Genomic DNA, 12,653 nt, shown 5'->3' on the forward strand with positions numbered 1-12,653 from the left:
CCCCTGCCGTCCGCCGCGCCCCGGGGGCCTCGCCGCCCGCGACTCCCCCGAGGGGCGCAGGTGTCCGGAACCGCGGAAGGCCGAATGACCGACCGGCCCGTCCTGATGCCGACCGGCCCGCCGGGATACTGTCCCGCCGGTCCGGATGCCACCGGTCAGAAGGGATGTCGGCCGGTCAGAAGGGATCGTCCAGCCCTTCGGTGTCCTCGCCCTCCTCTTCGAGTACCCCGCGCACCACACGCAGGGCCATTCCCTCCCCGTACCCCTTGCGGGCGAGCATGCCGGCAAGCCTGCGCAGTCGCTTGTCGCGGTCCAGCCCCCGGGTGGAGCGGAGTTTGCGCGCGACGAGTTCGCGCGCCGTCGCCTCCTCCTGATCCGGGTCGAGCTGGCCGACGGCTTCGTCGATCACTGCCGCGTCCACCCCCTTGGTCCGCAGCTCACGGACGAGTGCGCGGCGGGCGAGCCCTCGGCCGTGATGCCGGGATTCCACCCAGGCATCGGCGAACGCGGCATCGTCGATCAGTCCGACATCCTCGAAGCGCGAGAGCACTTCTTCGGCGGCCTCGTCGGGGATCTCCCGTTTGCGCAGGGCGTCCGCGAGCTGCTTGCGGGTGCGCGGCGTCCCGGTGAGCAGCCGCAGACAGATGTTGCGCGCCTGCTCGACAGGGTCTCGCGGCTCCCCCTTCTCGGCCCTCGACGAGGAGGGGGAGCCGCTGCTTCTGGAACGGGATCGGGAACGGCGCCCGCCCCCCTCACCGAATCCGGAGCCCGAATCCGACCCCCTGCCTCGGCCGGCCCCCGCAGCCGGCTCGTAGGAAGGATCGGACTCGGGATCGGGTCCGGCGGCGGATTCGGGGCCGGGTCCGGCGCCGGATTCGGCGGCGCTGCCCGGCCACTCCGTACGACGCGTCACGGTCTAGCTCTTGGCCGCCGCCGTCTTGGCCGGCTTGGCCTTGCCGGCCGCAGCGGACACCGGCTTCGCCGCACCGTCGGCCGGAGCCGCGGCAGTTCCGGCCGCGTCCGCTCCGGGCTCGGCGGGCGCCGCGTCGGGCCGCACACCGACGCCCAGCTTCTCCAGGATCTTCTTCTCGATCTCGTTGGCGAGATCGGGGTTGTCCTTGAGGAAGTTGCGGGCGTTCTCCTTGCCCTGGCCGAGCTGGTCGCCCTCGTACGTGTACCAGGCACCGGCCTTGCGTACGAAGCCGTTGTCCACGCCCATGTCGATCAGACCGCCCTCGCGGCTGATGCCCTGGCCGTAGAGGATGTCGAACTCGGCCTGCTTGAACGGCGGCGCGACCTTGTTCTTGACAACCTTGACGCGGGTGCGGTTACCGACGGCGTCGGTGCCGTCCTTGAGCGTCTCGATCCGTCGGATGTCGAGGCGCACCGAGGCGTAGAACTTGAGCGCGCGGCCACCGGTGGTGGTCTCCGGCGAGCCGAACATCACACCGATCTTCTCGCGAAGCTGGTTGATGAAGATCGCGGTGGTCTTGGACTGGTTGAGCGCGCTGGTGATCTTCCGGAGCGCCTGGCTCATCAGACGGGCCTGCAGACCCACGTGCGAGTCACCCATCTCGCCCTCGATCTCCGCACGGGGCACCAGGGCCGCGACGGAGTCGATGACGATCAGGTCGAGGGCGCCCGAGCGGATCAGCATGTCCACGATCTCGAGAGCCTGCTCACCGTTGTCCGGCTGGGACAGGATGAGGTTGTCGATGTCGACACCGAGCTTCTTCGCGTACTCGGGGTCGAGGGCGTGTTCGGCATCGATGAAGGCCACCGTGCCGCCGAGCTTCTGCGCGTTCGCCACGGCGTGCAGCGTCAGCGTCGTCTTACCGGAGGACTCCGGTCCGTACACCTCCACCACACGGCCGCGCGGCAGGCCGCCGACGCCGAGCGCGACGTCGAGCGCCGTCGAACCGGTGGGGATCACTTCGATGGGCTCGTTCGGCCGCTCACCGAGGCGCATCACCGCGCCCTTGCCGAATTGCCGTTCAATCTGTGCGAGTGCGGCGTCCAGCGCCTTCTCGCGGTCGTTTCCTGCCATGGGTTCCACCCGATTTGCTTGAGTCGATCGCTTCACGTCTCAGACGCTAACCCCTGCCACTGACAATGGGCCTCGACGTCCTCCCGGCCTGTGGACAACTCCACGGTCGAGCCCGGCAAAACCCGGCCGGAATCCCATGAGAACGGATGTTCGATTTTGGTGTCAAGCGCACCGCACCCTATCGGCTCGCCCCCAGGATAGCGCTCCCGTATCGGGCATCGAGGGAGTCAATGCCACACATCCGGCATCACGCTCAAAGCTGGCGTTTTAGGGGCGTCATCGACCGGAGGCGTCTCCGCTCCGCATCGGGAACCGCGCTCTCAGGGGCGGGGCTGCCGTCCCTGCGGCACCTCGTCCGACCCCTGCCCGCCATCGCCCTCCGGGGCATGCCAGAGCCGGCGCAGCCGCATCGACAGCGGTTCGCCGCGCTGCCACGGGTGCTGGCCCTGCACCCGCGGGTCGTCCGTGACGTCGTACCGCTTCACATAGGCACCGAGGAAGGCCTGCAGCGTGGCCACGGCGGGGATGGCGATCAGCGCGCCGACGGCGCCCATCAGTGCCGTACCCGCGATCACCGAGCCGAAGGCGACCGCCGGGTGGATGTCCACGGTCCTGGAGGTCAGCTTGGGTTGCAGCACATAGTTCTCGAACTGCTGGTACACCACGACGAACCCGAGGACCCAGAGGGCGTACCAGGGGTCGACGGTGAAGGCGATCAGCATCGGCAGGGCGCCCGCCAGATAGGTGCCGATCGTGGGGATGAACTGCGACACGAGCCCGACCCAGACCGCGAGCGCCGGCGCGTACGGCACCCCGAGAGCCGCCAGCAGGATGTAGTGCGCGATCCCGGAGATGAGCGCCATCAGGCCGCGCGAGTAGAGGTAGCCGCCGGTCTTGGCGACCGCGATCTCCCAGGCCCGCAGCACCTCGGCCTGGCGGGAGGGCGGGAGAACGGAACACAGCCCGCGGCGCAGCCTGGGCCCGTCGGCAGCGAAGTAGAAGGAGAACAGGAAGATCGTCAGCAGCCGGAACAGGCCACCGAGAACGGTGGTCGACACGTCGAGCACACCGGTCGCACTGTTCTGGACGTACTTCTGCAACCAGTCGGAGTGCAGCAGGCTGTCCTGCACCTCGACCCGGGAGAGCTCCGTGTGGAAGCTCTGGTTGACCCAGTTGATCACCGAGTCGAGATACTTCGGGAAGTCCTCCACCATGTCGACGATCTGGCCCGCGAGCATCGAGCCGAGCAGTACGACGAAGCCCGCACTGGCGATCGCCACGGCGAGGAAAACCAGGAAGGTGGCGAGGCCCCGGCGCATACCGGAGGCCGACATACGGCTCACCGCGGGCTCGATGGCGAGCGCCAGGAAGAAGGCGATCAGCACATTGATCAACAGCCCGATGAGCTGGTCGAACGCCCAGCTCCCGAGCCGGAAACAGGCGTAGAGCGCAAGGGCCAGCACCATCGCACGCGGCAGCCAGGCGGGCATGCGGACCTGCCCGGTGCCGGACGGCGGGGCCGGTGGCCCGACCGGCGGGACGGGCGCGGTGGGGGGCGGCTGGGTCTGAGCGGTCTCGTCTGTCGGTGCCACGCAACCAGTCTCGCCTACGGCTGAGACACGCTGTCGCGCACCCCGGGCAACCGCCACCCGGCGCAGGGCTCTGAGCTGTGCGTCAGCGCTTGTCCGCGGGGATGCCGACCGCCGTGCAGACTCCGCGCCAGACGTCCTTGGCCTCCCAGCCGGCGGCCAGCGCCTGATGCACCGTGCGCCCGCCGAGCTCGGCCATCACATGGTCGCGCGCGAAGGAGTCGGCGTAGCCCGCGCCGAAGTGGTCCGCCATCCGTTCCCAGAAAATCGTCAACCGCATGCCCTCAGTATCCCGCTCCTGAGAGTGCAGCCGGGCCGCCTGCCCTTGCCGGGAGCACATACCGGCCTACGGTCGGTCCATGGCTGGAACTGGAGAAAGTCCCCTCAACCGTGCCGAGCAGTTCATCTGGCTCACGGCCCGTGTCCTCGAGCAGCGGCGGTTCGCCCATCACTTCCTGAAAGGAAGTACGGATGCCGTGGAAACGGCGCTCGCCGCCTACCTCAATGAGGACGGCGGATACGGTCACGCGCTCGAACCCGATCTGCGGGGCCCCGTCAGTCAGCCGCTGCACACGGCCCACGCGCTGAGCGTCCTCGACTCCATCGGCCGCTGCAACGGGCTCCGGGTGGAGCGGATCTGCCGTTTCCTTACGGATGTGTCCACAAAGGAGGGGGCGCTTCCCGCACTCCTCCCCTCGCAGCGCGGCTATCCGGCCGCACCGTTCGTTCCGATCGTCGACGACCCGCCGGCCGAGCTGCTGGCCACCGGGCCCGTGGTCGGGCTGCTGCACCGCAACGCGGTGTGGCATGCCTGGCTGTTCCGGGCCACCGACTTCTGCTGGGCGGCCGTCGACGCCCTTCAGGTGTCGCATCCGTACGAGATCGAGGCGGCCGTCGCCTTTCTCGACGGAGCCCCGGACCGGTCGCGGGCCGAGGCCGCCGCCGATCGCCTGGGGCGCCTGGTGCGCGAACAGCGGCTCGCCGTGCTGGATCCGGAGCGGCGCGCGGAGTACCCGGTGGCGGCCGGATACGCGCCCGGCGAGCAGCACTTCCCGTACGACTACGCCCGCGCCCCGGAGTCGCTCGCCCGCCGGTGGTTCACCGACGCGGAGATGAATCTGTCGCTGGACCACCTGGCGGCCGGCCAGGAGGCGGACGGCGGCTGGCCGGTGACCTGGCGGCAATGGGCGCCGGGGACCGCGCTGGAGGGGCGGCCCCTGGTGACCCTCAGGGCGTTACAGACGTTGCGCGCACACGGGCGCGGCCTCGGCTGACCCGGGCCGCCCCGGCCCTCGTGTGGTCAGCCGAGGGCGCGCACTCCGGCGGTGACGACCACGGCAGCGCCCACCACCACGAGGAAGGGGGCGCGCAGGACGAGCGCGAGCGCTGCCGCGGCGAGACCCGCGCCCCTGGCGTCCAGTACCAGCTGGTGTCCGTCACCGAAGGTCTGCTGCGCGGTCAAGGCGGCCAGAAGTGCCACCGGAAGCAGCGCGGCGAGGCGCTGCACGAGAGGGCGTTCCAGGGCTCCGGCAGGCACCAGAAGGCCGAGGAGCTTGGCGAGGTAGCAGCCGACGGTGGTGAGCGCGATGGCGATCCAGACGTTCATCGGCCGCCCTCCGGCGTGATCGTGCCCGAATCCTTGGCGTTCTCGGGCCCCGGGCCCTTGTCGCGTCCCTTCACAAAGAGGACGACGGGCGCCGCGAGCGCGGACACCAGTACGGGCACCCCGGCGGGCAGTACCGGCAGCAGGCCGAGGGCGAGGACGACCGCGAGCCCGGCAGTGACGCGCTCCGTCGTGGTCTTCAGCATCGGCGCGAGCAGGGCGAGGAAGACGGCGGGGCTGGCCGCGTCCAGCCCCCAGGCGTCGGTGTCGCCGAGCGCCTCGGCACCAAGGGCGCCGACCAGGGTGGTGAGATTCCACAGCACGTAGAGCGTGAGCCCGGTGACGGTGAAGCCGATCCGGGCGGCCCGCCGGGTGGGCTGGGGCAGCGTCACGGCTGTCGTCTCGTCGATCACCCAGTGGGCGGCGAAGGGGCGCACGGCGCGCGGGAGGACGAGCAACTGCGACAGCCGCAGGCCGTAGAACGAGTTGCGTACGCCGAGGAAGAAGGCGCCGGCTGCCGCGGTGTACGGATTGCCGCCCGCGGCGAGGGCGCCCACCAGGGCGAACTGGGAGGCGCCGGTGAAGACGAGGAGGCTGAGCGCGCAGGTCTGCAGCAGGCTCAGTCCGGAGCCGGCCGAGGTGACGCCGAAGGCGAAGCCGGAGAGTCCGACGGCGATGCCGACGCCGAGCGCGTCACGTACGACGGCCGCGTCCGGCTTGGCCCCGGCGGTGATCACACTGCCGCCGGCCGCTTCGCCGGCTCTCTGAGGTGCTGTCTGTTCTGCCACGTCCGGAACGCTACCCGGGCAGCTCAGGGCCGGTCTTGTACGTTCTTGCACGTTCGCGCTGGTAGGCGCCCGGTGGCACGCCCACGATCCGGGTGAAGTGGCGGTTGAGATGCGGCTGGTCGGTGAAGCCGACCTCGGCGGCCGCCACCGCGGGAGGCGTGCCCGCGTCGAGCATCCGGCGCGCACGGCGGACCCGGGCGTCGGTGAGCCAGGTGTGCGGCGGCATTCCGTACTGCTTCTTGAAGGCTCTCAGCAGCGCGAACGGGCTTGTGCCCAGTTCGGTGGCCAGGGCCTCCAGCGTGGGCGGCCCGGCCATCCTGCTCTCCAGTACGGCACGGGCACGCTCCGCGTCCCGCGCGCCCGCCGCCCGGGGCTCGAAGGTGGGAAGCGCGCTGCCGTGCCGGGTGAGCAGGCGCGTGACCATGACCCGCAGCACGCTGTCCGCGGCGAGTGCGTTGCCCTCCTCCGCCGCGCGGTGGACCTCGCCGATCAGCCGGGCCGCGTACGGATCGACCACGCCGGTCTCCGTGAAGCCGACCGTGCCGCGCAGGCTCGTCGTATCGGCCGCGATGTCGTTGATCACCTGTGCGGACGGGTAGAGCGTGGCGTACACCCACCCCTCGGGCACACCGGCGCGGGCGGTGTGCGGCACCTCAGGGTTGATCATGACGACGGTGCCGGGACCCGCGTGGACGGTGCCGCCGGGCAGCCCGACGTCCTCGACCCCGTGGCTGATGGTGCCGAACACATAGCCCTCGTGGCTGTGGCGCGGGAAGGTGTGGCGGACGTAGCGGGCCCGCAGCAGGTCGAGATCGGGCAGCTCCGCGTACTGCCAGTGCCTCGCCCACTCCCCCGGTCCCGCGGTTCCCGCCATACCCGGATTCTCGCAGCTCGCGACGGGGTTACCGACCCTGGCCACGCCGCCCGCGAAATCGGCCGGAGCGCGTGGTCCGGCCCGGTCGCACGGCGGCGTCGCGGCCGTTGTCAGTGGCGGGGTGCACGATGGGGAACATGACCGGCTCCGCACTCGATTCGTTCTCCTCCGCGACCCGCAGCTGGTTCACGGGCGCCTTCAGCGCGCCGACGGCCGCGCAGGAAGGCGCCTGGCGGGCGATCGGCGCCGGGTCGGACGTGCTGGTCGTCGCGCCGACCGGATCGGGCAAGACCCTGGCCGCCTTCCTCGCCGCCCTGGACCAGCTGACGGCGGTCCCGCCGCCCGCCGAGGCGAAGAAGCGCTGCCGGGTGCTGTACGTATCGCCCCTCAAGGCCCTCGCGGTCGATGTGGAGCGCAATCTCCGCTCCCCGCTCACCGGCATCCGCCAGGAGTCGGTGCGCCTGGGACTGCCCGAGCCCGAGGTGCGCGTGGGGATCCGCTCGGGCGACACCCCGCCCGCCGAGCGCCGGTCGATGGCGACCAGGCCGCCGGACATCCTGATCACCACACCCGAGTCCCTGTTCCTGATGCTGACCTCCTCGGCCCGGGAGGCGCTGGCCGGGATCGAGACGGTGATCCTGGACGAGGTGCATGCCGTCGCGGGCACCAAGCGCGGCGCCCATCTCGCCCTGTCGCTGGAGCGTCTCGACGAACTGCTGCCGCGGCCGGCCCGCCGGATCGGCCTGTCCGCCACGGTCCGTCCGGTCGACGAAGTGGCGCGGTTCCTCTCCCCACAGCGCAGGGTCGAGATCGTCCAGCCGCCGTCCACCAAGCAGTTCGATCTGTCGGTGGTCGTGCCGGTCGAGGATCTGGGCGAGCTCGGCGGCTCCCCCGCCGCCGGCCCGGACACCGCGGGCCAGGCGGACAAGCCGTCGATCTGGCCGCATGTGGAGGAGCGGATCGCCGATCTCGTCCAGGCGCACCGCTCCACCATCGTCTTCGCCAACTCCCGGCGTCTCGCCGAGCGGCTCTGCAACCGGCTCAATGAGATCGCGTACGAGCGCGCCACCGGCGAGACGATGCCGGAGGCCCACTCACCCGCCGAGATCATGGCCGAGTCGGGTGCCGCGAAGGGGGCGCCCGCTCTGCTCGCGCGGGCGCACCACGGATCGGTCTCCAAGGAGCAGCGCGCCCAGGTCGAGGAGGACCTCAAGGCGGGCAGACTGCCCGCGGTGGTCGCCACCTCCAGCCTGGAGCTGGGCATCGACATGGGCGCGGTCGACCTGGTGATCCAGGTCGAGTCACCGCCGTCGGTCGCCTCCGGGCTGCAGCGGGTCGGCCGTGCCGGACACCAGGTGGGCGCGGTGTCCACCGGGGTCGTCTTCCCGAAGTACCGCGGTGATCTGGTGCAGGCGGCGGTGGTCACCGAGCGGATGCGCGAGGGTTCCATCGAAGCGCTGCGGATCCCGTCCAATCCGCTGGACGTGCTGGCCCAGCAGCTGGTCGCGATGGTCGCTCTGGACAGCTGGCAGGTGGACGACCTGCTGGCCGTGACCCGCCGGGCCGCCCCTTTCGCCTCGCTTCCCGAGTCGGCGTTCACCGCCGTGCTCGACATGCTGGCCGGCCGCTACCCGTCCGACGCCTTCGCCGAACTGCGTCCGCGCGTGGTCTGGGACCGCGTCGCGGGTACGGTCACGGGCCGTCCCGGCGCCCAGCGGCTCGCCGTCACCTCCGGTGGCACCATCCCCGACCGCGGACTCTTCGGGGTCTTCCTGGCGGGCGCCGACCCCAAGAAGGGCGGCGGCCGGGTCGGTGAGCTGGACGAGGAGATGGTGTACGAGTCCCGGGTCGGCGATGTCTTCACGCTGGGCACCACGTCCTGGCGGATCGAGGACATCACCCGCGACCGGGTGCTGGTGTCGCCCGCGCCCGGCGTCCCCGGCCGGCTGCCGTTCTGGAAGGGAGACCAGCTGGGCCGCCCGCTGGAGCTGGGCCGCGCGCTGGGAGCCTTCCTCCGCGAGCTCGGCGGGCTGTCCTCCGAGGACGCGCGGCAACGGCTGCTGGCCGCGGGCCTGGACACCTGGGCCGTGGACAACGTGCTGTCGTACATCGACGAGCAGCGCCGGGCCTGTGGTCACGTACCGGACGACCGGACGATCCTCGTCGAGCGTTTCCGCGACGAGCTGGGCGACTGGCGCGTCGTCGTGCACTCACCGTTCGGTGCCCAGGTGCACGCCCCGTGGGCGCTCGCGCTCAGCGCCCGCCTCGCCGAGAGGTACGGCATGGACGCCCAGGTCATGCACGCCGACGATGGCATCGTCCTCAGGCTGCCCGACGCCGACATGATGGGCCTGGACCTCCTCGACTTCGACCCGGTGGACCAGGAGCGGGCCTCCGACTCCGGCGGCGGGGCACCGGCCCCGCTGTCGAACGCCCCCCGGGACGGCGACCAGCCCCCCGTCGGCGCCGCCGATGTGGCCTTCGACCAGGGCGAGATCGGGCAGATCGTCACCGACCAGGTCGGCGGTTCCGCCCTGTTCGCCTCCCGGTTCCGGGAGTGCGCGGCGCGGGCACTGCTGCTCCCGCGGCGCAGCCCCGGCAAGCGCACACCGCTGTGGCAGCAGCGGCAGCGGGCCGCCCAGCTCCTCCAGGTCGCCTCCGAGTTCGGCTCCTTCCCCATCGTTCTCGAAGCGGTGCGCGAATGCCTCCAGGACGTGTTCGACGTCCCGGGGCTCACGGAAGTGATGGGCGATCTGGAAGCACGCCGGATCCGTCTGGTCGAGGTGACGACCCAGGAGCCCTCACCGTTCGCGCGCTCGCTCCTGTTCGGCTACGTCGCGCAGTTCCTGTACGAGGGCGACTCCCCCCTCGCCGAGCGGCGGGCCGCCGCGCTCTCCCTCGACTCCCACCTCCTGGCCGAGCTGCTGGGCCAGGCGGAGCTGCGCGAGCTGCTCGACGCCGACGTCCTGACCGAACTGGAGCGGGAGCTCCAGTGGCTGACCGAGGACCGCCGGATCAAGGACATCGAAGGCGTCGCCGATCTGCTGCGGGTCCTCGGGCCACTCACCACCGCGGAACTGACCGAGCGCGGGGCCGAACCACCGTGGGCACAGGAGCTGTCATCGGCCCGCCGGGCCATCCGGGTCCGGATCGGCGGCGGCGAGCACTGGGCGGCGATCGAGGACGCCGGACGGCTGCGCGACGCACTGGGCACGGCGCTCCCGGTCGGCGTCCCGGAGGCGTTCACCGAACCGGTGAAGGACCCGCTCGGCGACCTCCTCGCCCGCTACGCCCGTACGCACGGCCCGTTCACCTCCACCGCGGCCGCCGCCCGCTTCGGTCTCGGCACCGCGGTCACCGACGGTGCGCTGCAACGGCTGGCGGCCTCCGGCCGGATCGTCCAGGGGGAGTTCCATCCCGCCGGCATCGGCCAGGAGTGGTGTGACGCCACGGTGCTGAGGCGGCTGCGGCGCCGCTCGCTCGCCGCGCTCCGGCATGAGCTGGAGCCGGTCCCGCCCGCCGCCCTCGCGGGCTTCCTGCCCCAGTGGCAGCATCTCGGCGGCAACAGCCTGCGCGGAATCGACGGACTGGCCCGTGCCATCGAGCAGTTGCAGGGCGCTCCCGTCCCCGCGTCGGCGCTGGAGAAGCTGGTCCTGCCCGGCCGTGTCACCGGTTACTCCCCCGCGCTCCTCGATGAACTCACCACTACCGGCGAGGTCGTGTGGGCGGGTGCGGGCGCGCTCCCCGGCAAGGACGGCTGGCTCTCCCTCTACCTGGCCGACAGCGCGCCCCTGCTCCTGGCTCCCCCGCGCCCGCTCGAACTCAGCGCACTGCACGAATCCGTACTCACCGCTCTGACCGGCGGATACGGTCTCTTCTTCCGCCAGATCGCCGATCAGGTCCGGGCCACCACCCACCCGGACTGCACCGACCCACACCTCGCGGACGCTCTCTGGGACCTCACCTGGTCGGGCCGGCTCACCAACGACACGCTCGCACCGCTGCGTTCGCTCCTCGGCTCCGGTCGCACCGCCGGATCGACCGCGCACCGCGCCAGACGGAACGTCCCGCGCGGCCGCTACGGCTCGCTGACGGCCGCGGCCCGTCCGGCCTCGCGCACCGGCCCGCCCACGGTCTCGGGCCGCTGGTCCCTGCTGCCCGCCGCCGAGCCCGATCCCACGCACCGGGCCCACGCCCTGGCCCGCACCCTCCTGGACCGGCACGGTGTGGTGACCCGCGGCGCGGTCCAGGCCGAGGGCGTCGAGGGCGGTTTCTCCGCCGCGTACCGCGTGCTGTCGGTCTTCGAGGACAACGGTCAGGCGCGCCGCGGCTATGTCGTGGAGGGGCTGGGGGCCGCACAGTTCGCGATGGACGGCGCGGTCGACCGGCTCCGCGCGGCCTCCACCGCCCGCGACCGCAGGGAGCCGGGCGCGGCCCCTCAAGCCCTGGTCCTCGCCGCGGCCGACCCGGCCAATGCCTACGGTGCCGCGCTGCCCTGGCCCGAGCCACCGGACGGGGCCGGGCACAAGCCAGGCCGTAAGGCGGGCTCCCTGGTGGTCCTGGTCGACGGCGAACTGACGCTGTACATGGAGCGCGGCGGGAAGACGCTGCTGGCCTGGCCGACCGACCCGGAGGATCCCGCGCTCCGGGCGGCCGCGGCAGCCCTGGCCGCAGCCGCCCGCGCCGGAGCCCTCGGCACGGTGACGGTGGAGCGCACCAACGGCGCCTCGGCGCTGACCTCACCGCTGGGCCGCACGCTGGAGTCGACCGGTTTCCTCGCCACCCCGAGAGGCCTCCGCCTGCGCGCCTGATCACGCCCGCCCGCACACCCCCGAACCCGCTGCCACACGCACGCCACCCGCGGGACCTCGTCCGTACCGCGCATCGCGCGCATCATGGAGGCATGCCCGAAGGAGACACCGTCCTGCAGACCGCCAGGCGTCTGCACCACGCGCTCGCAGGTCAGGTGCTCACCAGGTCCGACCTGCGCGTCCCCCGGTTCGCCACCGCCGACCTCACCGGCCGGACCGTGCTCGGCGCCATCTCGCGCGGCAAGCATCTGCTGACCCGTTTCGAGGGCGGCCTGACCCTCCACAGCCATCTGCGGATGGACGGCGCCTGGCGGATCTACGGCCCTGACGAGCGCTGGCGCGGCGGCCCCGCACACCAGATCCGCGCCGTGCTCGCCAACACCGCGCACACGGCCGTCGGCTACCGCCTCCCCGTCCTCGAACTCCTGCGCACCGCGGACGAGGAGAAGGCGGTCGGCCACCTCGGCCCGGACCTCCTGGGTCCCGACTGGGACGCTGCCACCGCGCTGCGCAATCTGCTCGCCGACCCCGCCCGCCCGCTCGGCGAGGCTCTCCTGGACCAGCGCAACCTGGCCGGCATCGGCAACATCTACAAGGCCGAGCTGTGCTTCCTGGCCTGTGCCACGCCCTGGCTCCCCATCGGTGAACTGCCTGCCGCCACGGCTGCCCTTCTGGTGAGCACCGCCCACCAACTCCTCGAAGCCAACCGCGACCGCCCGGTGCGCACCACCACCACCGGCGCACGCCCCCGCACCACCGCGGGGCAGCCGTACCGCACCGGCCGCCGGAGCGAGAACCTCTGGGTCTACGGCAGAACCCACCGCCCCTGCCTCCGCTGCGGAACGCCGATCCGCACGGCGGAGCAGGACGCCCGCCCCGCCTACTGGTGTCCACGCTGCCAATCCGGCCCCACCCCCTAGTTGACGACCCGTCAGATTCAG

The 12,653-nt window shown here is 71.9% G+C and carries 10 protein-coding genes; 3 read left to right on the forward strand and 7 right to left on the reverse strand.

Features of this window, described 5'->3' with window-relative positions:
- Positions 1–175: 175 nt before the first annotated feature.
- The 4 genes from recX to OG322_RS08105 form a co-directional block, all read right to left on the reverse strand.
- Positions 176–913 (reverse strand): recombination regulator RecX, encoded by a 738-nt coding sequence (gene recX / locus OG322_RS08090; protein ID WP_329306254.1) that lies wholly within the window; start codon positions 911–913, stop codon positions 176–178.
- 3 nt (positions 914–916) lie between these two features.
- Positions 917–2,047, reverse strand: a complete 1,131-nt coding sequence (gene recA / locus OG322_RS08095) for a recombinase RecA (RefSeq protein WP_123462723.1) — start codon at positions 2,045–2,047, stop codon at positions 917–919.
- Positions 2,048–2,367: 320 nt separating this feature from the next.
- Positions 2,368–3,537: an AI-2E family transporter gene (locus tag OG322_RS08100; protein ID WP_123466120.1), complete on the reverse strand. Its 1,170-nt coding sequence runs from the start codon at positions 3,535–3,537 to the stop codon at positions 2,368–2,370.
- Between the two features lie 184 nt (positions 3,538–3,721).
- A complete protein-coding gene (locus OG322_RS08105; protein ID WP_123462721.1) occupies positions 3,722–3,916 on the reverse strand; it encodes a DUF3046 domain-containing protein in 195 nt (64 codons plus the stop codon).
- A gap of 79 nt (positions 3,917–3,995) precedes the next feature.
- Between OG322_RS08105 and OG322_RS08110 the strand changes: the two genes are divergently transcribed.
- Positions 3,996–4,910: a hypothetical protein gene (locus OG322_RS08110; RefSeq protein WP_123462719.1), complete on the forward strand. Its 915-nt coding sequence runs from the start codon at positions 3,996–3,998 to the stop codon at positions 4,908–4,910.
- Positions 4,911–4,936: 26 nt separating this feature from the next.
- On the opposite strand, the gene OG322_RS08115 is transcribed toward OG322_RS08110, so the two are convergent.
- Genes OG322_RS08115 through OG322_RS08125 form a run of 3 tightly spaced genes read right to left on the reverse strand, consistent with a single transcriptional unit; the run spans position 4,937 to position 6,901 of the window.
- Positions 4,937–5,242, reverse strand: a complete 306-nt coding sequence (locus OG322_RS08115) for an AzlD domain-containing protein (protein WP_123462717.1) — start codon at positions 5,240–5,242, stop codon at positions 4,937–4,939.
- A complete protein-coding gene (locus OG322_RS08120; protein WP_123462715.1) occupies positions 5,239–6,027 on the reverse strand; it encodes an AzlC family ABC transporter permease in 789 nt (262 codons plus the stop codon). The genes OG322_RS08115 and OG322_RS08120 overlap by 4 nt, the downstream gene beginning before the upstream one ends.
- 10 nt (positions 6,028–6,037) lie before the next feature.
- A complete protein-coding gene (locus OG322_RS08125) occupies positions 6,038–6,901 on the reverse strand; it encodes a helix-turn-helix domain-containing protein (RefSeq protein WP_123462713.1) in 864 nt (287 codons plus the stop codon).
- Positions 6,902–7,038: 137 nt separating this feature from the next.
- Here OG322_RS08125 and OG322_RS08130 point away from each other — a divergent pair, with 137 nt between their 5' ends.
- Both OG322_RS08130 and OG322_RS08135 read left to right on the forward strand, forming a co-directional pair.
- Positions 7,039–11,712 carry an Lhr family helicase gene (locus tag OG322_RS08130; protein WP_329306255.1) on the forward strand — a complete coding sequence of 1,558 codons (4,674 nt, stop codon included), beginning with the start codon at positions 7,039–7,041 and terminating at the stop codon, positions 11,710–11,712.
- A 92-nt stretch (positions 11,713–11,804) separates the two neighbouring features.
- Positions 11,805–12,632, forward strand: coding sequence for a DNA-formamidopyrimidine glycosylase family protein (locus OG322_RS08135; RefSeq protein ID WP_124285375.1), 828 nt, complete (start codon positions 11,805–11,807; stop codon positions 12,630–12,632).
- The last annotated feature ends 21 nt before the right edge of the window (positions 12,633–12,653 follow it).

It is taken from the genome of Streptomyces sp. NBC_01260, from assembly GCF_036226405.1.
GTDB classification, from domain to species: Bacteria; Actinomycetota; Actinomycetes; order Streptomycetales; family Streptomycetaceae; genus Streptomyces; species Streptomyces laculatispora.